General features: G+C 71.2%; 27 protein-coding genes and 1 tRNA gene. 21 read left to right on the forward strand and 7 right to left on the reverse strand.

The genetic code is table 11. The features are described 5' to 3' along the window. Nucleotides 1–66 precede the first annotated feature (66 nt). Nucleotides 67–1,458, forward strand: coding sequence for a cysteine--tRNA ligase (gene cysS, locus RVR_RS20550; RefSeq protein ID WP_202235244.1), 1,392 nt, complete (start codon nt 67–69; stop codon nt 1,456–1,458). Nucleotides 1,459–1,524: 66 nt separating this feature from the next. Further along, nucleotides 1,525–2,481, forward strand: a complete 957-nt coding sequence (rlmB, locus tag RVR_RS20555; RefSeq protein ID WP_202235245.1) for a 23S rRNA (guanosine(2251)-2'-O)-methyltransferase RlmB — start codon at nt 1,525–1,527, stop codon at nt 2,479–2,481. A 97-nt stretch (nt 2,482–2,578) separates the two neighbouring features. Here rlmB and RVR_RS20560 read toward each other — a convergent pair whose 3' ends face one another. Then, entirely contained in the window at nt 2,579–3,403 is an 825-nt protein-coding gene (locus tag RVR_RS20560) for a sulfotransferase family protein (RefSeq protein WP_202235246.1), read from the reverse strand. Nucleotides 3,404–3,620: 217 nt separating this feature from the next. On the opposite strand from RVR_RS20560, the gene RVR_RS20565 reads away from it, so the two are divergent. Next, nucleotides 3,621–5,243 (forward strand): DoxX family protein, encoded by a 1,623-nt coding sequence (locus RVR_RS20565; RefSeq protein WP_202235247.1) that lies wholly within the window; start codon nt 3,621–3,623, stop codon nt 5,241–5,243. Between the two features lie 299 nt (nt 5,244–5,542). Here RVR_RS20565 and RVR_RS20570 read toward each other — a convergent pair whose 3' ends face one another. The 3 genes from RVR_RS20570 to RVR_RS20580 form a co-directional block, all read right to left on the reverse strand. Continuing rightward, nucleotides 5,543–6,301: a nucleotidyltransferase family protein gene (locus tag RVR_RS20570; protein WP_202235248.1), complete on the reverse strand. Its 759-nt coding sequence runs from the start codon at nt 6,299–6,301 to the stop codon at nt 5,543–5,545. A gap of 269 nt (nt 6,302–6,570) precedes the next feature. Beyond that, nucleotides 6,571–6,984 (reverse strand): hypothetical protein, encoded by a 414-nt coding sequence (locus tag RVR_RS20575; RefSeq protein ID WP_202235249.1) that lies wholly within the window; start codon nt 6,982–6,984, stop codon nt 6,571–6,573. 310 nt (nt 6,985–7,294) lie between these two features. Next, nucleotides 7,295–8,416 (reverse strand): ABC transporter ATP-binding protein, encoded by a 1,122-nt coding sequence (locus tag RVR_RS20580; protein WP_202235250.1) that lies wholly within the window; start codon nt 8,414–8,416, stop codon nt 7,295–7,297. A gap of 215 nt (nt 8,417–8,631) precedes the next feature. Between RVR_RS20580 and RVR_RS20585 the strand changes: the two genes are divergently transcribed. Next, nucleotides 8,632–8,708 (forward strand) — tRNA-Thr (locus RVR_RS20585). 40 nt (nt 8,709–8,748) lie between these two features. On the opposite strand, the gene RVR_RS20590 is transcribed toward RVR_RS20585, so the two are convergent. Then, on the reverse strand, nt 8,749–10,320 hold the full coding sequence (locus RVR_RS20590) for a tyrosine-type recombinase/integrase (RefSeq protein WP_202235251.1): 1,572 nt from the start codon (nt 10,318–10,320) through the stop codon (nt 8,749–8,751). Between the two features lie 23 nt (nt 10,321–10,343). Next, nucleotides 10,344–10,949, reverse strand: coding sequence for a helix-turn-helix transcriptional regulator (locus RVR_RS20595; protein WP_202235252.1), 606 nt, complete (start codon nt 10,947–10,949; stop codon nt 10,344–10,346). A 100-nt stretch (nt 10,950–11,049) separates the two neighbouring features. Here RVR_RS20595 and RVR_RS20600 point away from each other — a divergent pair, with 100 nt between their 5' ends. From RVR_RS20600 to RVR_RS20680, 17 genes are all read left to right on the forward strand, one after another. After that, entirely contained in the window at nt 11,050–11,259 is a 210-nt protein-coding gene (locus RVR_RS20600; protein ID WP_202235253.1) for a helix-turn-helix transcriptional regulator, read from the forward strand. Next, nucleotides 11,256–11,579, forward strand: a complete 324-nt coding sequence (locus tag RVR_RS20605) for a hypothetical protein (protein WP_202235254.1) — start codon at nt 11,256–11,258, stop codon at nt 11,577–11,579. The genes RVR_RS20600 and RVR_RS20605 overlap by 4 nt, the downstream gene beginning before the upstream one ends. Nucleotides 11,580–11,598: 19 nt before the next feature. After that, nucleotides 11,599–12,177: a hypothetical protein gene (locus RVR_RS20610; protein ID WP_202235255.1), complete on the forward strand. Its 579-nt coding sequence runs from the start codon at nt 11,599–11,601 to the stop codon at nt 12,175–12,177. Beyond that, on the forward strand, nt 12,174–12,497 hold the full coding sequence (locus tag RVR_RS20615; RefSeq protein ID WP_202235256.1) for a DUF6907 domain-containing protein: 324 nt from the start codon (nt 12,174–12,176) through the stop codon (nt 12,495–12,497). The genes RVR_RS20610 and RVR_RS20615 overlap by 4 nt, the downstream gene beginning before the upstream one ends. Continuing rightward, entirely contained in the window at nt 12,494–12,688 is a 195-nt protein-coding gene (locus RVR_RS20620) for a hypothetical protein (protein ID WP_202239705.1), read from the forward strand. Before RVR_RS20615 ends, RVR_RS20620 begins: the two co-directional genes overlap by 4 nt. Next, nucleotides 12,685–12,936: a hypothetical protein gene (locus RVR_RS20625; RefSeq protein WP_237404872.1), complete on the forward strand. Its 252-nt coding sequence runs from the start codon at nt 12,685–12,687 to the stop codon at nt 12,934–12,936. Before RVR_RS20620 ends, RVR_RS20625 begins: the two co-directional genes overlap by 4 nt. Beyond that, nucleotides 12,933–13,619 (forward strand): hypothetical protein, encoded by a 687-nt coding sequence (locus RVR_RS20630; protein ID WP_202235257.1) that lies wholly within the window; start codon nt 12,933–12,935, stop codon nt 13,617–13,619. The genes RVR_RS20625 and RVR_RS20630 overlap by 4 nt, the downstream gene beginning before the upstream one ends. Continuing rightward, entirely contained in the window at nt 13,616–13,939 is a 324-nt protein-coding gene (locus RVR_RS20635) for a hypothetical protein (protein WP_202235258.1), read from the forward strand. The genes RVR_RS20630 and RVR_RS20635 overlap by 4 nt, the downstream gene beginning before the upstream one ends. Before the next feature lie 95 nt (nt 13,940–14,034). Next, complete coding sequence (locus tag RVR_RS20640) at nt 14,035–14,997, forward strand: bifunctional DNA primase/polymerase (protein WP_202235259.1); 963 nt, start codon at nt 14,035–14,037, stop codon at nt 14,995–14,997. A gap of 62 nt (nt 14,998–15,059) precedes the next feature. Continuing rightward, nucleotides 15,060–16,193 (forward strand): AAA family ATPase, encoded by a 1,134-nt coding sequence (locus tag RVR_RS20645; RefSeq protein ID WP_202235260.1) that lies wholly within the window; start codon nt 15,060–15,062, stop codon nt 16,191–16,193. 184 nt (nt 16,194–16,377) lie between these two features. Continuing rightward, complete coding sequence (locus tag RVR_RS20650; protein WP_202235261.1) at nt 16,378–17,025, forward strand: hypothetical protein; 648 nt, start codon at nt 16,378–16,380, stop codon at nt 17,023–17,025. A gap of 1 nt (nt 17,026) precedes the next feature. Then, nucleotides 17,027–17,611 carry a hypothetical protein gene (locus tag RVR_RS20655; protein ID WP_202235262.1) on the forward strand — a complete coding sequence of 195 codons (585 nt, stop codon included), beginning with the start codon at nt 17,027–17,029 and terminating at the stop codon, nt 17,609–17,611. Nucleotides 17,612–17,722: 111 nt separating this feature from the next. Beyond that, the gene (locus RVR_RS20660; RefSeq protein WP_202235263.1) at nt 17,723–18,034 is read left to right on the forward strand and encodes a hypothetical protein; all 312 of its coding nucleotides are present in this window, start codon (nt 17,723–17,725) and stop codon (nt 18,032–18,034) included. 55 nt (nt 18,035–18,089) lie between these two features. Next, nucleotides 18,090–18,320 (forward strand): hypothetical protein, encoded by a 231-nt coding sequence (locus tag RVR_RS20665; RefSeq protein ID WP_202235264.1) that lies wholly within the window; start codon nt 18,090–18,092, stop codon nt 18,318–18,320. Then, nucleotides 18,317–18,583, forward strand: coding sequence for a hypothetical protein (locus RVR_RS20670; protein WP_202235265.1), 267 nt, complete (start codon nt 18,317–18,319; stop codon nt 18,581–18,583). The genes RVR_RS20665 and RVR_RS20670 overlap by 4 nt, the downstream gene beginning before the upstream one ends. Then, nucleotides 18,580–18,750, forward strand: a complete 171-nt coding sequence (locus RVR_RS20675) for a hypothetical protein (protein WP_202235266.1) — start codon at nt 18,580–18,582, stop codon at nt 18,748–18,750. Before RVR_RS20670 ends, RVR_RS20675 begins: the two co-directional genes overlap by 4 nt. Nucleotides 18,751–18,761: 11 nt before the next feature. Beyond that, the gene (locus RVR_RS20680) at nt 18,762–19,409 is read left to right on the forward strand and encodes a hypothetical protein (RefSeq protein ID WP_202235267.1); all 648 of its coding nucleotides are present in this window, start codon (nt 18,762–18,764) and stop codon (nt 19,407–19,409) included. A 147-nt stretch (nt 19,410–19,556) separates the two neighbouring features. Here the strand turns inward: RVR_RS20680 and RVR_RS20685 are convergent, their stop codons facing one another. Next, on the reverse strand, nt 19,557–19,742 hold the full coding sequence (locus RVR_RS20685) for a hypothetical protein (RefSeq protein ID WP_202235268.1): 186 nt from the start codon (nt 19,740–19,742) through the stop codon (nt 19,557–19,559). Between the last annotated feature and the right edge of the window lie 51 nt (nt 19,743–19,793).

Here is a 19,793-nt window from a genome sequence, read left to right on the forward strand (position 1 = left end):
TGTCCGCCGTATGTGCACTTCGCCCAGGGGCGCGGGGCACGGGACATCTCCCACTACCCTTGTGCCGTGACCATTCGCCTGTACGACACCAACGCGCGCCAGGTTCGTGATTTCGCCCCGCTCACGCCGGGCCGCGTCTCGATCTACCTGTGCGGCGCCACCGTGCAGGCGGCCCCGCACATCGGCCACATCCGGTCCGGGCTGAACTTCGACATCATGCGCCGCTGGTTCGCCCACCGCGGCTACGAAGTGAGCTTCGTGCGCAACGTGACGGACATCGACGACAAGATCATCAGGAAGGCGGCCGAGCAGGACCGCCCCTGGTGGGCCATCGGGTACGAGAACGAGCGCGCCTTCACCAGCGGTTACGACGCGCTGGGCTGCCTCCCGCCGACGTACGAGCCGCGCGCCACCGGCCACGTGCCGGAGATGGTCGAGATGATGCGCGGCCTGATCGAGCGCGGCCACGCCTACGAGGCCGACGGCAACGTCTACTTCGACGTGCGCTCGTACCCCGGCTACCTGGAGCTGTCCAACCAGGAACTGGACAACCTGCGGCAGCCCGAGGGCGAGGGCGAGACCGGCAAGCGCGACCAGCGGGACTTCGCGATGTGGAAGGCCGCCAAGCCCGGTGAGCCGTCCTGGGAGACCCCGTGGGGCCGCGGCCGGCCCGGCTGGCACCTGGAGTGCTCGGCGATGGCCCACAAGTACCTGGGCGGCGTCTTCGACATCCACGGCGGCGGCATCGACCTGATCTTCCCGCACCACGAGAACGAGATCGCCCAGGCGAAGGCGTTCGGCGACGAGTTCGCCCGCTACTGGGTGCACAACGCGTGGGTCACCATGAGCGGCGAGAAGATGAGCAAGTCGCTCGGCAACTCGGTGCTGGTCTCCGAGATGGTGCGGCGCTGGCGGCCGATCGTGCTGCGCTACTACCTGGGCACCCCGCACTACCGGTCGATGATCGAGTACAGCGAGGAGGCCCTGCGCGAGGCCGAGTCGGCGTTCGCCCGGATCGAGGGTTTCGCGCAGCGGGTGGTGGAGAAGGCGGGGGCGGTCGAGCCGGCCGCCGAGGTGCCGCCGGCCTTCGCCGAGGCGATGGACGACGACATGGGCGTCCCGCAGGCGCTGGCCGTGGTGCACACCACGGTCCGGCAGGGCAACAGCGCGCTCAACGCCGACGACAAGGAGACGGCGGTCGCGCGGTTGGCCGAGGTCCGTGCGATGCTCGGAGTACTGGGTCTGGACCCCCTCGACCCGCACTGGAGCAGCGCCGAGGGCGGCGACGACCTGCACGGCGTCGTCGACTCCCTGGTCCGGCTGGTCCTGGAGCAGCGCCAGTCCGCGCGTTCCCGCAAGGACTACGGCACCGCCGACGCCATCCGCGACCAGCTCGTCCAGGCGGGACTGGAGATCGAGGACACCCCGACCGGCTCGCGCTGGACGCTCAGGGGCTGACCCGTTCACCGGCTCGCGGGACCCGTGGAGCCTTGAAGCGTTCGACCGAAGAAGTGAGAGAGTCCGATGGCCGGCAACAGCCAGCGCAGGAACCGCCGTACGTCCAACAAGAAGGGCGCCACGGTCGGCAGTGGCGGGCAGCGCCGCAAGGGCCTCGAGGGCAGGGGCCCGACGCCGCCAGCCGAGGCGCGCAAGGGCCACAAGAAGAACCGGATCGCGAACGCGCAGGCCCGGTCCACGGTGTCTGCCCAGTCCCGCCGCCCCTCGGGGCGCGGCGCCAAGTCGACCTCGGAGATGGTGGTCGGCCGCAACCCGGTGGTCGAGGCGCTGCGCGCCGACATCCCCGCGACGGCCGTCTACGTCCAGCAGTACATCGACAACGACGACCGGGTCCGTGAGGCGGTGACGCTCGCCACCGACCGCGGGGTGCCGCTGCTGGAGGCGCCGCGCCCGGAGCTGGACCGGATCACCTCGGGCCTGAACCACCAGGGCCTGGTGCTCCAGATCCCGCCCTACGAGTACGCCCACCCCGAGGACCTGGTGGCCGCCGCGACCGGCCGCGGCGAGGACCCGCTGATCGTGGCGCTCGACGGCGTCACGGACCCGCGCAACCTCGGTGCCGTGGTGCGCTCGGTGGCCGCCTTCGGCGGGCACGGCGTGGTGGTGCCCGAGCGGCGCGCGGCGGGGATGACCGCGGGCGCCTGGAAGACCTCGGCGGGTACCGCCGCCCGGGTGCCGGTGGCCCGCGCCACCAACCTCACCCGCACCCTGGAGGCGTACCAGAAGGCGGGGCTGACCGTCGTCGGGCTGGCCGCGGACGGGGAGTTGGAGCTCCAGGACCTGGAACTGCTCGACGGTCCGGTGGTCGTGGTGGCCGGCTCCGAGGGCAAGGGGCTGTCCCGGCTGGTCGGCGAGACGTGCGACGTGCGGGTGCGGATCCCGATGCCGGGCGGCGCGGAGTCCCTCAACGCGGGCGTCGCGGCGGGCGTGGTGCTGTACGAGGCGTCCCGCCGCCGCGCGTAAGGGCCGTCTCCCAGGACGGGCGCCCCTTACCGAAGGGGGCCGTCCTACCGCGGGGGCGTCCGGACCCGAGCGCTCCCGCGGTGGCTGCCGCGGGTGCTCAGCAGGGGTACTCCCACTTGCGGGTGATCGCCCGCAGGGGTTCCGGCACGTCCTCGGGGCTCGGCAGCGGCCGCGGCTCCTGGATCCGTCCCGACTTGATCTTGTCGCTCCAGTCACCCATCGCGACCTGGAACGGGCCGTGGTCCTTGCGCCCGTACCGCACCATCTTGGGCGTGAACTCGACGCCCAAGTAGGTACACAAGCGGCGACACTCCGCCTCCGGGTCGGCGGTCAGGTCCTCGTAGCGCACGGTGATGCCGTCGAGCGCGTCGCGGGCGGCGTCGACCCGCTCCACGTAGCGGCGGATGTGGCGGACCGTCCAGTCGATGCCCTTGTCCGGGCGTGAGTCCATCTGCGAGGCGACCACCGAGGCCGGGTGGCGCAGCAGGAAGACGAACCGGGCCTTGGGCCACGCCTCGTGCAGCCGCTGCCACAACTCGGCGTTGCCGGGTGTCTTGTCGACGATGACCTTCTTCTCGCTGCGCACCAGCTCGCGGTGGAGCACCCGGTCCCACAGCAGGTGCTCCAGCTCCCGCTGGTCCAGCTCCAGCAGCCCCATCGCCTTCTCGGTGTAGGGCTCGGAGTACGACAGGGTGAGGGTCCGCAGGTGCATCTCGTGCGGGGCGCGGATGTCGGGGTGGCTGTTGAGCAGCACCCGCAGCAGCGTCGAGCCGGAACGGATCGAGGAGATGACGAACACGGGCTCGGGCACCAGGCGGGTGGCCTCGGGCCCGAGGACCGGCGGCGGCGCGGTGATCACCCTCCTGGCCTTGACGCGGACCCGCCGGGCGAGCCGGCGCACTCGAGGGTCGTGCAGGATCATCGCACCGCTCCCGGACGAAGGTGGACTTGGACTGTCCACCGCATCCTGCTGGCCGAATCTTGGTGGCGCCTTGGTGACACCATGGGAAACGGATGAGATTTCGGTGAGATCCACGCGGGAGGGGAACGGATCGCGCCGAAACCCCGTCCGCCGGGTTCGGCCGCTCGTCTGACGGGGGACCGTCAGGCAGTGTCCTAAACGACCGTCACTCGGTTAGATGAGTGTGGACACCAGAACACCCCGCACCTCGACGGGGGGAGGGACGCCCGGTTTTGATGAGCGCGTGCTGACCATGGCACGGGTGCCGAGCGATCCCGCCCAGGTCATCGTCAACCACGCGAGCTTCCGGGTGCAGCTCGGCGCGGCCTCGACCCGCGCCCTCGCCGTCGCGGACACGGTACGGATGCCGGCCGTGCGGCGCGGCAGGCCCGTCGTGTGGTCCGGGCACACCTCGCCCGAGTTGACGCAGGCGGTGCGCCGGCAGGCCGGCACCGCGGCCGGGCAGGGGGGTGCCGGAGCCGCGACCCAGGTGCTGCCGCGGATCGACGAGACCGCCGTGCTGCCCGCCGCGGTCCCCACGGTGGTCGGCCAGCGTGCCCCCTACGACGAGCCGCTGGTCGGCGCCGGCGGCGGCCGCGACGACGACCGCTACGGCGACGAGGACGCCTCCGGCGGCGCCGAGCGGGCCCGCCCCGGCCGCCAGCGCGGGCGGCGCGACTCCGTCCGGCACGCCTACTACCCGCACCGGCGGATGAACCTGGGCATCGTCCTCCTGCCGCTGCGCGTCTTCCTCGGCTTCGTGTCGATCTACGCGGGCATGGGCAAGCTGTGCGACCGGGTCTACTTCGACGGCGGCAGCCGCGGCTCCATGGTCAAGTGGCTGTCCTCGCTGCACCCCTGGGCGGCCGCCGAGCCGCTGCGCGACGCGGCGCTCAACCACCCGGTGGGCGCGGGCCTGTCCGTCGCCTTCCTCCAGGTCGTGGTGGGCGTGCTCACCGTCTTCGGCCTGTGGCAGCGGGTCGCCGCGGTGTTCGGCGCCGCCGTCTCGATCGCCCTGCTGGTCACCGTCAGTTGGCGGACCGTCCCGGTGTACGACGCGCCCGACTTCATCTACCTGGCCGCCTGGAGCCCGCTGGTGATCGCCGGCGCCCCGGTCTACTCGGTCGACGGCCACCTCGCGAGCGACGCCTGGCGCCGGCTCGGCCCCCGCGTCACCCTGTGGGACCTGCGGCGGCGCGTGCTGCGCCGGGGCACGGTCCTCGCCACCGTCACCATCGGCCTGACGCTGCTGATCGGTTCGGTGCTGGGCGCGGCGGTCCGTGCCAGCAGCACGGAGCACGGCCGGCCCGGCTCCGGCTCGACCCCGGTGAACAACCTGCCCGGTTCGCCGCTTCCGGAGGTCTCCGGCGGGGACAGCGAGGGGAGCTCGGGATCGCCGGCCGACCCGTCGCCGTCGGCCGGGAAGGGCAAGGACGGCGGAAGCGGGTCCGGCGCCCGGCCCGGGTCGACGCCGAGCGCGACGCACGCGCCGGCCGGCGGCGGCGCGCCGCAGAGCACCCACACCACCATCGGCACCGGCGGCGGTTCCACGGGGACCGGCACCGGGTCCGGTAGCGGTTCCGGGTCCGGATCCGGGTCCGGCGGCTCCTCCGGGGGCTCCTCCGGCGGCAGCGCGCCGGCGACCCAGGCTCCGCCTCCCGTCGCGACGCAGGCGCCCGCGCCCTCGGCCCCGGCGCCGAAGCCGTCGCAGGGCGCGATCGGCGGGCTGCTGGGCAGCGGGCCGCTGCTCGGGCTGTCGGCGGGGCCGGGGCACTCCGGGGCGCCGCAGGACACGGCCTGACCCGACCCCCGGGCCGGACGGCCGGAACAGCACGCAGGGGCGCCCCCTTCCGCGGGGGGCGCCCCTGGCGCGTGTCCGGCGGCGGATCTCGTCCGGGCCGGGGCGGAAGGGTGGTGTGTCGGAGCCGGGCGGAGGGTGCCCGGTGCCGTGCCCGGGCGGACGTGTCCGGTGCCGCGCCCGGGCCGAGGGGGCCGGCGTGCGGGCTGAGGATGGCCGGTGTCCGGTCCGGGAAGGGGTGCCGGGTGTCCGGGGCGGGTGCCTGGCGCGTCGGCCGTAGTACGCGGGTGCGCGGGCCCGTGTCAGCCCTGCTGCGAACCCAGCTCCTTGGCGGCCTCGTTGAGGTCCTTGGCGGTGTCGATGGCCCGCCAGTAGGCGCCGTGCGGGATCGGGAAGCCGGCGAGCCGGCGTTCGCGGGCGAGCCGGGGGAAGGTGGTCCGCTCGTGGTCCCCGAGGTCGGGCAGCATCGCGGCGAACTCCGGCGCGAAGACGTACACGCCGGCGTTGATCAGGTAGGGCGAGGGCGGCGCCTCGATGAAGTCCAGCACCTGGCCGAACTCGTTGGTCTCCACGGCGCCCCAGGGGATGCGGGGGCGGGCCAGCGCGAGCGTGGCGACGGCGGCGCGCTCCTCGTGGAACCCGGCCATCTCGTTCAGCGGGAAACGGGTCCAGATGTCGCCGTTGGTGGCGTACCAGGGCTCGTCGGGGCGGGGCAGGGAGGCGGCCGCGTACTTCAGGCCGCCGCCGCGCCCCAGCGGCTCGCGCTCGATGACGGTGGTGACGTTGAGCGGGAGCGGGGTCGCGTCCAGCCACTCCTGCAGCACCTCGGCGAGGTGGCCGCAGGAGATCACCGCGTCCGTGACGCCTTCGGCGGCCAGCCAGGCCAGTTGGTGCCCGATGATCGGCGTCCCGGTGCCGGGGATCTCCACCATCGGCTTGGGCCGGTCGTCGGTGTACGGCCGCAGCCGCGAGCCCTGGCCGCCGGCGAGCAGGACCGCCTGGGTGACCGGGGCCGGGACGGAGGGGGCGGAGGTGCCGGGAAGTCGGGAGGCGCGCGTCATGCAGCGCACCTTATGCGACGGGAGGCGTACGGCCCCTGTGTGCTGGGCCGTACGCCTGGGCGCGTCCGGGGGTTCGCCGTCTGCGGAGCCGCCGTCCGTCCGCCATCGGTCTGCTGTCGGTCTGCCGCGTGGCGGCTAGGGGCGTACCCGGGTGGGCCGTGGGCGTACGGAGGCGTACGACCGGCCTCATGGGGTGGACCTGGTCTGACCGGGGCCATACCGAGGTCGTGCCGGGGGGTCGTGTCGGGCGGGTGTCGTCCTGGGCGGCCTCAGCCGACGGACGCCACGCCGGTCGCGAACGAGGTGTCGCAGACCGGCCGGGACCACGCCTGCGCGCGGTTGGCGGCGCCGTCGTACTTCGCGACGGCGGCGCGGCCCAGCGAGCGGGCGATGTCCACGCAGTAGCGCGCGAGGCCGGGCTGCTTGGTGATGGCCGTCTGGAGATCGGTCAGGGCCGCGCCCGGGTCCTTCTCCTGGAGTTCCGCCAGCAGCTTCTGGCGCAGCGCCTCCTGGGGCGCGAGGGATGCCTGCTTCTTCGACGACGCCGCGGTCAGCACCTGTCCGTCCGACGACGACGAGGAGGCCCACGGCACGCGGGTGACGGCGAGCGTCCCCGACAGCACGAGGACGACCGGAAGAACGAGCGCGAATGTCTTGCCGAGACGGCGAGCTACCTGGTTCACGCATCGGATCGTAGCGACTGGTGATGATTTGGCGACATTTAGTCACTCTGACGAGGGAGGTGAAACGGGGCAGCCGCAGTCACGGTGTTGACGAACCCACCCGAAAGGCCGGGTTTGACTATTTATGCCGGGTGTCTGCGCGGGGGCGGGAGCGGGTACCGACGCGGGAGCGCGGGAGGGCGTGGGGAGTCGGATGCGGTGCGTCCGGGGGAGACCGCGAAACGGCGGCGGGCCGGCACGTCCGTCGTGGACGTACCGGCCCGCCGCCGCGTTCGTTCGCGCGTGCTCGCCCGCCGTGAGGCGCCGGGCCTCAGTCGCTGAGGCGCTCGCCGGTGGAGGTGGCGAACACGTGGGTCTCACCCGGGCGCGGCACGACGTGCAGCACGGCGCCCTTCTCCGGGATCTCGCGGCCGCCGACGCGGAGCACCAGGTCCTTGTGCTCGCCGCCGACCTCGGCGGAGCCGTACACGTAACCGTCGGCGCCGAGTTCCTCGACCACGTTGACGGTCACGGCCAGGCCCTCCGGGCCCTCCTTGGACAGGCCCGAGGCGCCGCCGCCGGAGGTGACGTCGAAGTGCTCGGGACGGACGCCGACGGTGACCGTCTTGTCGCCCTTGTCGGCCGCGGCCTGCACCGCGTCGCGCGCCACGTTCACCACGGTGTTGCCGAACTTCACGCCGCCGTCGGTGATCGGCACCTCGACGAGGTTCATCGCCGGGGAGCCGATGAAGCCCGCGACGAAGAGGTTGGCCGGGCGGTCGTACATGTTGCGGGGGCTGTCGACCTGCTGGAGCAGACCGTCCTTGAGCACCGCCACGCGGTCGCCCATCGTCATGGCCTCGACCTGGTCGTGGGTGACGTAGACGGTGGTGACGCCCAGGCGGCGCTGGAGGCTGGCGATCTGGGTACGGGTCTGCACGCGGAGCTTCGCGTCGAGGTTCGACAGCGGCTCGTCCATGAGGAAGACCTGCGGCTCGCGCACGATCGCGCGGCCCATCGCGACACGCTGCCGCTGACCACCGGAGAGCGCCTTCGGCTTGCGCGAGAGGTACTCGGTCAGGTCGAGGATCTTCGCGGCCTCCTCGACGCGCTTGCGGATGTCGGCCTTGTTGACGCCGGCGATCTTCAGCGCGAAGCCCATGTTGTCCGCGACGGTCATGTGCGGGTACAGCGCGTAGTTCTGGAACACCATCGCGATGTCCCGGTCCTTCGGCGGCAGGTGCGTGACGTCGCGCTCGCCGATGCGGATGGCGCCGGCGTTGACGTCCTCCAGCCCCGCGAGCATGCGGAGCGAGGTCGACTTGCCGCAGCCGGACGGGCCGACGAGCACCAGGAACTCGCCGTCCCCGACCTCGATGTCGAGCCCGTCGACCGCGGGCTTGTCGCCACCCGGGTAGATCCGGGTCGCCTTGTCGAACGTGACAGTAGCCATGACTGTGTCAGTCCCTTCACCGGCAGGAACGTGCCGGACGATCCGAGTAAAGGAACCTCCCGGAGCAGCTCCGGAGGTGTTCCGCCAAACCGAGCGGACCCGCCTCGTCAGCGGGCCCACCGCGACGCTACCTGCCGATTTCCCTCTTGTCACCAGCCCCTGGGGCAGGATTTTCCCCGCCCCGGGCACCCCCGGCCCGGTACACTTGCCCCCGCGCCTCCTTAGCTCAGCTGGCCAGAGCGACGCTCTTGTAAAGCGTAGGTCGTCGGTTCGAACCCGACAGGGGGCTCCAACTTCGCCCAGGTCACCGCGCAAGTGGCCTGCGGCGTAGATCACTCCGAGGGCGTCTGCGTGAGCGATGCGTGAGCGGATGTGCCGTCCGGAGCCTTCCGCGCACGCGGTACCGCCGCCGCCGAGCGCTCCGTCAGCTCGTCCGCGTACTCCTCGAACAACTCCATGTAAGTGTCGCTGGTCAAGACGATCGTCTTGTGCCGCAGCTTCACCTTCGCGTCGTGCAGGTCCCCGCCGCCGGCCTTCACCAACGCCGCCGCCCCATGCCGCAAGTCCCGCAGGTTGATCGGCGGCAGACCGGCCGCCTCGCGGATCTCCTGGAAGGCGTCGGACACCGAGTCGGGATGCAGCCACGTCCCGTCCTCCTGGACGAAGACCTTGCCCGTGTCCGTCCACGGCAGCCGGTCCGCCTCCCGCTGCACACGCTCGGCCGACTGCCGCTCGCGGTGCGCCTGGAGCACGGCCACGGTGCCGGAGTCGATCCTCACCTCGGCCGCCGAGCCGTCCGTCTTCGGCTCGGTCTCGATCGGGGTGTATCCGTCACGGACGATCTCCCGCGCCACTGCGAGGGTGCGGGCGGCGTAGTTGATGTTGCGCCAGTCCAGTCCGACCGCTTCGCCGCGCCGCAGGCCGTGGTGGGCGACGACATGGAACAGCGCGTACAGCCGATGGTCCTCGGCGGCATCGAGGAACGCCCCGAGCTGCGACGGCGTCCACACCATCACCGGCCCGGGTTTCTGCCCGGTCTCTTCCCAGTGCGCGACGCGCTCGGCCGTCCACAACTGCCCCTTGGCGCGGCGCACGGTCTCCATCTCGACGAACGCGGCCGGGTTGAAGGTGATGTACTGCCTGCGGATCGCGAAGTTCAGCGCGGACCGCAGGGTGTTGCGGACTTCGAGCTTGGTCGCCGGCCCGGTGATGCGGCGGAACGGTGGCATCTCCGCCAGCTTGGCCCGCTCGGCGTCCAGGCGCTCCCGCTCGGCGGCCGGCGGCCGGGACCGCTTCCCCCAGGTCGCCCGCGCGGTCTGGTCGCGCCGGGCCGCGTTCTCCGCGCGGATCGCCTCGTTCGCGTCCTCGATGGCGTCGAAGTACGCCTGGCAGTGCCCGACGTTCAGCCGGTCGAGCCGGTAGTGCCCGAGCCCGGGGCGCAGGTGGTACTCGACCCGCGAGGCGTAGTTGTTGACGGTCGTGGCCCGCTTCGTCTTCCGCTTGGCCTCCAGCCACTCGTCGAGCAGGTCGCCGACGGTCATGGCGGAGGTGAGCTTCTGCCCGTACTGGAGACGGCGGCGGATCTCCGCGAGGGCCGGCAGCGGCGCGTCCTTGTCCTTGGAGACGCCCTCCAGGAGGTCGCCGACCTGGGTCTGCGCTTCGACGTCGTCGGCGTCCGGCAGGGCGAGCAGGGCCCGCACGGCGTCGAGGGCCGACTGCGCGTCCTTCGCCGTCTCGTACCCGGAGCGGGAGAACGACCGCCGGGTCCCGTCCTCGCGCGGCGGCAGCTCCTGCCGGACCGCATACACGCCGTGCCGCCGTGACGTGAGCTGCGGGCACGCCTTCCCCAGCGGTTTACCGTCCTCACCGCGGCAGTAGCAGCGGCGATACGTCGAACCCTTCACTCTGGACCCACCTTTCGATTCATCTATGGCTCTTCTTTCAGCCCGACGAAGCCCGGTCCTCGCTTTCGTGGACGCGCCGGATTACCAGTTCTCTGCTCGTACTCTCTCCAGTCGGCGAGCTGTTTCGTTAGCCGTTCGTACTTGATTCTCAGCGAATTTGATCTCTCGTCGGCGGCCCGTTCTGCCGCCCGGGTCGCCATGGCGATGTGCTGCGCCCTGCTCTGGTCATCGAGCGCGTGCATGTAGGCCACGCGTGCGTGTTCACGTTCGGCTTCCGCCTCATGCAGCAGTCTCAACACGGTCCCGATCTCCTCTTCGAGAAGATCTTTATTCATCGAATCCTTGATTCCAAGGTCTGGGTGGGGAGTGTATCCATCGGCGATCATTTCGTGCACTGTCGTGCCGAGCGCTTTTGCCAAGATATCCGCCTCGGACAACTTCAGGGCTCGTTGTCCGGACTCTAGTTTCGCAATGGTCTGCTGGTACATATTTCCGCCCAGTGCGGCTACTCGCTCGGCTACATCTCCTTGGGAAAGTCCAAGGATCGACCGGCGCACTTTCATCTGCTCGATGAAGGCAGACTCGGCCGGGGAGGTCCCTTCGCGGCGGTCAGCCAACGCAATCAACATCCTTCATGCACTACACGCTACAACCTGGCGTTGTTGTTGCGCTACACCATCGCCGGGTACATACTCATGGTGTTCAACGCCAACACCGTAAGGGGGTGGGATGGTGGCGACCCCGCTTGCCAACCACCAGACGCAGTACCTGACCACGGACGATGTCGCCGCCCGGTACCGCACGGCTCCGAGCACGATCCGCTACTGGCGCCACATCGGGTACGGCCCGAAGGGCATCAAGGTCGGCCGCAGGGTGCTGTACACCCAGGCCGAGCTGGACCGCTTCGAGCAGAAGCTCGCCGAGCAGGAGTCGGCGTGACGGCCGCCGAGGCGGTCCAGGCCGCCACCGACACCGTCCGCCGGCGCGGCTGGAACATCGGGCAGATCCTCGCCCACCAGCCGCCGCTCATGGACATCCGCACTTTCGCCGAGGCCATCGGCATCCCCGCCTCGACGGGCTACCAGCTCGCCGCCAGCGGAGACCTGCCCATCGAGATCCTGCGCGTCGGCCGCACCAAGTACGTGCGCACCGTCGACGCCTGGAAGTGGCTCGGCCTCATCGGAAACGACGACGACGCCGAGGTTGCCGCCTCGACGCCGCCTGTCCGGCAGTACCTCAGCACGTCCACCAGCAAGTAGAAGAACCGCAGGTACCACTATGACCAAGGCTCTCACGGCGCTCGCCGCGCCGACCACCCGGACCGACCGGCGGCCGCTGTTCGCGCCGGACGGGCGCGTCCACCTCGACGCCCTGTCCGAGCAGATGGCCGACGCCGACAAGCGGGGGCGCAGCTTCCCCCTCGCCGAGATCGCGCGCCTCGCCAAGGCCGACGCGCTCAACGTCCGCGAACGCCTCACCTGGCCCCGCGTCGTCATCGAGGAGTGCCCCCTCGACGAGGGCACCGTCATCGTCTACCGCGAGGTCAAGAGCACCGGCCGTTACCACCTCGGCTGGGACCCCGCGCAGACCACCCGCGACCAGGTCGAGGTGTTCATCAACATCTACATCGCGGGCAGCGGCGAGTACCACGCGATCAGCCCGGCCACCTACCGCGACCTGCGCCGCATCGAGTCCCACCGCCGCGCCGACGACGACCCGAACATGACCGCGATGTGGGACGCGATCGTCGACCTGATCCTCACCCACAACGACGCCCCCGGCGTCATGAACCAGGTCGGCGACATCATGCGCGCCGAGCAGGCCCGCAAGGCCGCTACCGCGCAGGTGGTCGCGTGAGTACCGCGACCCGGTTCTGCGGCAAGTACGACTGGTGCGTCCAGCACGACACGTCCGGCGACGGGCTGGAGCACTACGGCGCCAACGTCACCGTGCCCCTCCCGGTCGGCGTCGACCCCGGCATCGGCGGCACGTCGATCATGCAGGCGCAGGTGTACGGCGCCGACCAGTACGACGCCCCGAACGTGTGGCTCGGCGTCGACCAGTACGACGAGATGGTCTTGAACGCCGACCAGGTCGGGCAGCTCATCGACTCCCTCGACGTGCTGCGCGCCGGCCTCGTCCGGATGCGCACCCAGCTCCAGGGCGGTGCGAAGTGACCGCGCCGATCAAGCAGCCAGTGCCCGCGGCCTTGCCGGCCCGGCCGGTGCGGTTCGACGACCCTGAGCGGAACGCTGCGTACTGGGCGCGCATCGTCGCCATCGTCGACCAGGCGCCGCCCCTCTCGGACGAGCAGCGCGTCGCCATCCGCCTCGCCGTCCACGGGAACAGCCGAAGGGCCGCGGCATGAGCGAGCCCACCACCACGGCGGCCGGGGACGACACCCCGGCCGCCCGGCCGGAGATCCGCCCGACGGACGGCTCGTGCTCGCACTGGATCGGCGCCGAACTCCGCTACTGCCGCGTGGTTGACGGGGTCCGCCACTACCTGCCGGGGATGCGCTGCCCCAACCACACCCCGGCCCGTCTCAAGGGCCAGCCCGAGCCGCCGGAGATGCCCGGCTGGGGACCCGGAAGCCGCAAGGAGATGCAGGGATGATCGAGCCCGTCAGCACCCCGCTGCCCGCGCTCCCCGCGCACTACCGGGCCGCCGTCCGACGCGACCGCGCGGCGGGCCGACTGAAGAAGCACAGCGCACGCACCCTGATGTCGATCTGCGACCTCGCCGAGCGCCACAACCGGCTCATCCCCGACATCAGCAAGGTCACCGCGTTCATGGGCCTGGGCGAGCTGAGCCATGTCCTCGCCGACCCGACCGACGGCGACGGCGACTGGTTCTTCGTCCACGAAGTCCTCAAGCTCGCCGGAGCCACCCCCGAGCTGTGGGCCGAGATCCGCGACGGCGAGATCGCCGAAGCCGCAGCAGAACCGCCCGTGCCGCCGCGTGTGGACGAGTACACCGTCTACAGCGGCGACGGCACCTCCCACCAGGTCCCGGTCTGCAACTGGCAGGTCGCCATGGACATCGCGCTCAGCGGGCCGTGGGGCGACGAGCTGATGGAGAACATCCTCCCGTCGCTGCGACTGGCCGCCATCGAGAGCGGGCTCGCCGAGAAGTTCGAGACCGTACTGCTCGGAGACGACGGGACCGTGCAGCCGGGCGGGACTCTCGCCGATCTCATCCGCGCCAACGGGCCGCTCCCCTCGCGGGAGGTCGCACGCCAGCAGGTCGCCGACGGCCTGGCCGGCGCGTTCCACCGCGGAAACGGGGAGTCGTCGTGACCCGTACTCCGCAGGACACGTTCCTGTCCGACCAGACCCTCGCCGCCGCCCGCGAAGCCGCCCTCGACCCGGGCACCGTCCCGGTCGCGATCACGGCGGCCGACGGCAAGAAGCGCTGCACCTGGTGTGACTGCCCCGACGGGCCCGACTCGCCCCACAACCGGCCCGGCTACCGGTGCGGCGGCTGCCCCGCCCTCGCGGTGCACGTCGTCAGCGTCCACCTCGGACCCAACCTCCGCTACGACTACCCGGCCTGCGGGCGGCACTGGACCGAGGTCGTCGCACGCGTCGCCAGCACCGTGTCCGCCAGTCGCACCTGATCGCCCCCGCGCGGGGTCCGGCATCCCACCAGACACCGGGCCCCGCGCGCGCCACGAACCACCAGACCGGCACGGGCAGAAAAGAGCCATCGTTCGTGAACACCTCGCAGAGCCGCCAGCGCGCCGCCGCCGCCTTCATCGCCCGCGGCTGGCCCGTCTTCCCCCTGACGCCCGGCGCCAAGAAGCCCCTGCGGCACTGCAACCTGTGCAGCAGCAAGTCCCCCGACTACCAGCCCCACCGCACCGCAGCCGACTGCCCGCACCCCGCAGACACCTGCCACGGCTTCCATGTCGCCACCACCGACCCCGACAAGGTCACCGGCTGGTTCAGTCGCTACCCCGACATGAACATCGGGATCTCCACCGGCCCGGCCCGGCTGGTCGTCGTCGACCTCGACGTCAACAAGGAAGGTGCTGCCCCGCCTCCGCAGTACAACGGGCTTGCCGCCCACGGCGGTGACGTCTTCGCGCTCGCCCTGGAGCGGTACGGGCAGACCTACCCCGGAGACACCCTCATCGTCGGCACCCCCAGTAAGGGCCTGCACCTGTACTGGACGCTCCCCGACGGGATCACCGTCAACAAGTCCGAGGGTGCCTTCGGGTGGAACATCGACGTCCGGTCCACCGGCGGCTACATCGTGGCCCCCACCAGCGCCACCCCGGACGGGGAGTACCGGCGTCTTTCCGCCGGGCTCGACCCGCTGCCCGCCCCCCAGTGGCTGCTGCACCATCTGGAAGGCACCGGCCACATGCCCAAGCCGCCGGCGCCCGTGAACCGCCCCCCGTACCGGGGGCCGCGCACCACCAGTCAGCAGGGACGCGTCGGACTCGCCGACCTCGCCGCCCAGCTCGCCGGAGCCCCCGAAGGACAACGCCACCGCGTGCTGTGCACGGTCACCACCGCCGCGGCCTACCTCGTACAGGCCGGCCGGTGCACCGAAGCCGACATGCGAGCCGAGATCTACTCCGCCGGCCGCGTCGCCCAGCGCGACGAGAACGAGATCCACCAGGCCATCGAGTCCGCCTTCGACTACGTCGGTCGCCGGGGGGCCGCGTGACCACCTACGCCGAGCCGGGCGCGCCTGCGGACGAAGACCCGTGGGCGGGGACGGTGCCGCCTATGCCCGAACCGGAACCCGAACCAGAAGCGGACGAGCAGGGGATGACGTCCGAGGAGCACTTCGAGGACCGGTTGCGGAAGCTCGAAGCCGAACTCCTCGACACCGACGACCTCAACAACATCCCCGCCCTCGAACCCATCATCAACGACGTCCTGTTCAGGGACACCCTCGCCCGGATGTACGGAGCGTCCGGCACGTTCAAGTCCTTCGTGGCCCTGGACTTCGCGGCCAGCGTCGGAACGGGAACGAACTGGCACGGCCAGCGGGTCCACCAGGGCGACGTCATCTACCTGGTCGCCGAGGGCAGCCGAGGTATCCGTAAGCGTGTCCGCGCCTGGGAGCAGCACCACAACCGGAAGATGACCGGCGTCCGGTTCCTGCCGCGCCCGGTACAGGCCATGGATGTCGAATGGCTGGTGCTGATCGAGTTGTGTCGCCGCCAGCAGCCCGCGCTCATCATCGTTGACACCCAGGCGCGCGTCACCGTCGGCGTCGAGGAGAACTCCAACACCGAGATGGGCCGCGTCGTCGACCGCATGGAACAGCTCCGTGGCGCCTCCGGTGCCTGTGTGCTGCTGGTGCACCACAGCGGCCACGACAGCGACCGCGGCCGGGGCGCCACGGCCGTGAAGGGCGCGCTCCAGACCGAACTCGGGGTCGAGCGCAAGGGCAAGTCCCTGGAGGACATCACGGTCACCCTCAAGACCGGCAAGCAGAAGGACGACGAGGAACTTGGCGACGTGGTGTTCGGCTTGCACCAGGTGATCCTGGCTGGCGAGGCGAAGGAGGACGGCTCCGCAGTCACTTCGGTGGTCCTGGTCCACCTGGACCCGATCGACCAGGAGCGCGTCGCCAACGGCCAGCGGACCCGGGCTGAGGAAGTCGCCGATCGACTGGACGCCGAGAAGGTCCCCGCGAACTGGGGGCGCGACAAGCTCCGCAGCGAGTGCGCACGCCTCGGAATCCAGGCGCGGAACGAAGTTCTGGCCGAGGTCGTGAAGCTCCGCCGCGAACGGACGAACGCGGCAAAACGCCTGTCCCCAAACCTGTCCCCAAACCTGTCCCCGACCCTCTCGGGGACGGGACAGGAGGAATGGGACGAACCACCTGTCCCCGACCCGGGGACAGGTTAGTTAAAAACCCCAGGTCAAACCTGTCCCGGACAGGTCGGGGACAGGTCGGGGACAGGGCACGTCGGCCTACCTGTCCCCTCCCCCCTCCTCCTTTAGGGAGGGGACAGGTGGGACAGCCCCACCCCGGACGACCCGCAGACGGCCACCACCGAAGCCACCAACCGACCCTCCGCCGGAGATCGAAATGTCTTTTAGCCCCACCATCAACCAGCCCGCCATCGAGACCGCCACGGTCGAGATCCGCGTCCTGACCGTCAACGGCCGCAGCATGAACACCGGCCGCTTCCGCCAACTCATCGACGCCCCGCTCATCAGCCCGGCCGGCGAGTTCGAAGGGGAGCCCTGGGGCGCCGTCAACCTCCACCCCGACAAGTGCGAGGGCGACGATCACGTGCACGTCGTCTGGCAGGACGGCGACCAGCTCCGCCGCGCCCGCATCAACGCCCCCGAGCACGCCCTGTTCGAGGCGCCCGTCGCCGCTCACTACGCCATGGCCCGCATCCTCGACGGCGAACGCGACCTCGGCGCCGCCCGCAACCCCAGTGACTACTTCCGCTGCTACTCCGGCCGCGACCGGAACGGGAGGACCGCCTACGTGCGCCTGCGGCACGACGAGGTGCTGTTCCTCAGCGCGATCCCGGTCGCCTTCGACAGCCTGTGGCAGTACGGCTCCGGAGACATGGGTGCCCTGCGCCTGGCGGCCGATGAGGTCTACGGCGGCCCGCTTCCGTCCGTGGAAGATCTCGCTGACCAGCTCTCCTGGGCGGCCGACGCCTATCGGGCCGCGTGGTCGGCGCTGGAGGGCCTGCCGCAGTTGTTCGTCGGCGGCTGACGTGAACGTCGATGACGTGGTGGCGGCCCGGATCGAGGCGGCTCGACTGCGGGCCGGGTCCGCGAAGAAAGCCCGCGCCGCCCGTAAGGCCGCCCGAACCGAGGGGTTGGCGCAGCGCCACGCGGCGAAGCTCCGCAATCTCGCGGCCACCAGCCCGCCCGGCGCCAAGCCGGGCCCAATCAAGGAGGACTTGATGTCCAGCAAGCCGCTGTGCAAGCAGTACCAGCAGATCGACCCCGCCGGCCTCTACCACGTCGACCGGCTTCCTGCGGAGATGCACTCCGACGGCCGGATTGTCGAACACGGCTACAGCGTCCACCTGGGCGGCTTCCCGCGGTTCTTCTTCACCGCGATCGAGCCCGCATTGACGTTCGGGAGGGCCGCCCGCATGTCCCGCAACGTGCACGACTACGCCGTTGTCGCCGCCGCGGAGGTGAGGCAGTACTGCCCTGCCCACGGTGACGAGGTTGTGCACGTGGCCACGGGAGCCCCGCCGTTGGACCGTCAGCCCGGCGAGCAGGCGGTGTTCGCCCGGTTCGCCGCCAACGTGCGCGCGGACTCCTCCTCCTGGCATGGCGCCCCGTAGCCACGACCGGGCGGATACCGCCCGGTCGGAAACCGCCCCGACAATCCACAACCCGCAGGCCAGCACCCCCGCGCCTGTGGACAACCCGACGGACACCAAGGAGACCAGCTCATGAACTCGACCGACGTCGTTGCGCTCGGCGACCACCGTGACACGACCTTCGTCATCCAGACCGTGCCCGTCTCCAGCGGCGAGTGCTCCGCCGAGCGGGGGGCGTGCGGCAAGGCCGGCGTCATCGCGGTCCGCAACACCGTTAGCCACCAGCGGCCGGCCGAGTCCAGTACCCAGCGCGTCACGCTCTGCGCCGGCCACGAGTTCCACGCGTCTCGCATGCACGAGCTGTGGGTGGACGACGCCCGCCGTCTCCAGGACCCCAACGAGCGGGCCGCGTTCCTCGCCGCCGCCGGCGTGCACCAGGTGTAGCTACACCCGCCCGGCCGCCACTACGGCGGCCGGGCCCGACCGAAGGAGAATCACCGTGGACCAGCACGACGACATGAGCAACGCCGACGTCATGGCGCTCTGCGCCCGCCTCGGCATCGAGACCAAGACCATCACCGACACGTTCGGCCGCACCCTCATCGTGATCAACGAGGCGGGTATGCGGAAGCTCGCCGATTCCGCCCCGATCGGCTCCGCCGCCGGGCACGCCATCGTCGACCAGGTGCTGGCCGCCGCCCGTAACGCGCGCCCCGGCGGTGGGTCATGACCGGCAACGAGCTGTTCTTCTTCCTCGCCGGGATCAGCATCGGCATCGAGCTGGCCCTGCTGGTCTACTTCGGCGGCCGGCACCTGGATGCCCGCCGGGAGCTGCGCCAGGCCCGAGCCGAGCACGAGGCGGGCGGCACCGACGCCCGCGTCCTCACCGCGCCCGGTGACGGCCTGCCCGACGGCAACGCCGACCGCATCCTGGCCTACCCCCTGCCCGGCGGCCGCGCCTACATCGCCCCCGACCGCAAGGAACACCCGTGAAGACGCGTACCCGGGCGCGGGCCTGCACGGGGAAGGTCCGGCACCCCGACCGGGCCACCGCGCTGGTCGCCCGCGCCCGGCTCATCGCAGGCGGCGCCACCCGCCTGACCGTCTACCGCTGCAAGCACTGCGCGGCCTGGCATGTGGGCCACTACGGCCCGCGCTGAACGGAGCACCCATGACCACCAACTGCGAGTTGTGCGGGACTGAACTCCACTCCTCGACCCAACGCATGCTCTGCGAGGTGTGCACAGCGTCCTGCGGCCAGCAGCTCGCTGCGCTCCCGCACCTCTACCGGCAGCTCGCGGACGAGCTGTCGCCGCTCGGCTCGAACTGGCCGTGCGGCAACGGAGGGCACGGCACGGCGGTGGACGCCCCGATGCCGCTCGCGGAGCACCCGCTGGTGCTGCGGGCCGGCGGGGGCATCGTCGGGGTCCTGGAGGACTGGCGGGCCGCGCTCCACCAGGACCGGGGTTGGGCGCCGCCCCGGCTGGCGCCGGGGGTGGAGCCGCGGGTGCACGCCGCGGTGAAGGCCCTCACCGCGAACCTGCCGTGGATCGCGGAGCGGTGGCCGGCTGCCGGGGAGTTCGCCGGCGAGATCCGCGCCTTGTACCGCGAGGTGACGTCGGTCGTGGCTCCGCGGGAGTACCGCGGGGTGCGTCTTGGGCACTGCCCGGCGGTGTACGACGGGGTGCTGTGCGGGTCGGTGCTGTGGGCGGCTCCGGGCACGGCCGCAGTCACCTGCGAGTGGTGCAGCGCCGAATACCCGCCTCGGCTGTGGGAGTGGCTGCGGGGCGTCCAGGCCGAACTGGAGCAGGCGTCGTGAGCGAGAGGATCGTGCGGTGCCGGGTCCACAACCGCCTCAACGACCCGTGTTCGGGTGAGGCCGTCGACCCGGACGCGGAGCTGCTGATCTGCACCCGCCACCTGGCCGAGGCGCAACGGCTGATCGCGGAAGCGATGGGGCGGGCGGTTACTCCGGCTTCGCCGGGCGGGCGGGAAGCTCGTCGGTCTCATGGGTGAGCCAACGAAGGAACGCGTTGATGTGCGCGTTCATGTCGGAGCCCACCTCCGCGACCGCCGTCTTGGCGCGCTCGTACAACTCGGTGGTGTCGGGGCGGTAGGTCTTCGCGGTCTTCTTGTGGACTCCGGCTGGCATGACGGAATTCTCGCACAGTGGATTGCCACTGGTCCATGGATGTGCGTACAG

Origin of the sequence: Streptomyces sp. SN-593 (assembly GCF_016756395.1) — a bacterium.
GTDB lineage: Bacteria > Actinomycetota > Actinomycetes > Streptomycetales > Streptomycetaceae > Actinacidiphila > Actinacidiphila reveromycinica.

Coding starts and splice junctions, on each gene's coding strand:
- rlmB (WP_202235245.1), top strand. CDS start 1,525: ATGGCCGGCAACAGCCAGCGCAGGAACCGCCGTACGTCCAACAAGAAG.
- RVR_RS20560 (WP_202235246.1), bottom strand. CDS start 3,403: ATGATCCTGCACGACCCTCGAGTGCGCCGGCTCGCCCGGCGGGTCCGC.
- RVR_RS20565 (WP_202235247.1), top strand. CDS start 3,621: ATGAGTGTGGACACCAGAACACCCCGCACCTCGACGGGGGGAGGGACG.
- RVR_RS20570 (WP_202235248.1), bottom strand. CDS start 6,301: ATGACGCGCGCCTCCCGACTTCCCGGCACCTCCGCCCCCTCCGTCCCG.
- RVR_RS20580 (WP_202235250.1), bottom strand. CDS start 8,416: ATGGCTACTGTCACGTTCGACAAGGCGACCCGGATCTACCCGGGTGGC.
- RVR_RS20595 (WP_202235252.1), bottom strand. CDS start 10,949: ATGTTGATTGCGTTGGCTGACCGCCGCGAAGGGACCTCCCCGGCCGAG.
- RVR_RS20600 (WP_202235253.1), top strand. CDS start 11,050: ATGGTGGCGACCCCGCTTGCCAACCACCAGACGCAGTACCTGACCACG.
- RVR_RS20610 (WP_202235255.1), top strand. CDS start 11,599: ATGACCAAGGCTCTCACGGCGCTCGCCGCGCCGACCACCCGGACCGAC.
- RVR_RS20625 (WP_237404872.1), top strand. CDS start 12,685: ATGAGCGAGCCCACCACCACGGCGGCCGGGGACGACACCCCGGCCGCC.
- RVR_RS20630 (WP_202235257.1), top strand. CDS start 12,933: ATGATCGAGCCCGTCAGCACCCCGCTGCCCGCGCTCCCCGCGCACTAC.
- RVR_RS20645 (WP_202235260.1), top strand. CDS start 15,060: ATGCCCGAACCGGAACCCGAACCAGAAGCGGACGAGCAGGGGATGACG.
- RVR_RS20650 (WP_202235261.1), top strand. CDS start 16,378: ATGTCTTTTAGCCCCACCATCAACCAGCCCGCCATCGAGACCGCCACG.
- RVR_RS20660 (WP_202235263.1), top strand. CDS start 17,723: ATGAACTCGACCGACGTCGTTGCGCTCGGCGACCACCGTGACACGACC.
- RVR_RS20670 (WP_202235265.1), top strand. CDS start 18,317: ATGACCGGCAACGAGCTGTTCTTCTTCCTCGCCGGGATCAGCATCGGC.
- RVR_RS20680 (WP_202235267.1), top strand. CDS start 18,762: ATGACCACCAACTGCGAGTTGTGCGGGACTGAACTCCACTCCTCGACC.
- RVR_RS20685 (WP_202235268.1), bottom strand. CDS start 19,742: ATGCCAGCCGGAGTCCACAAGAAGACCGCGAAGACCTACCGCCCCGAC.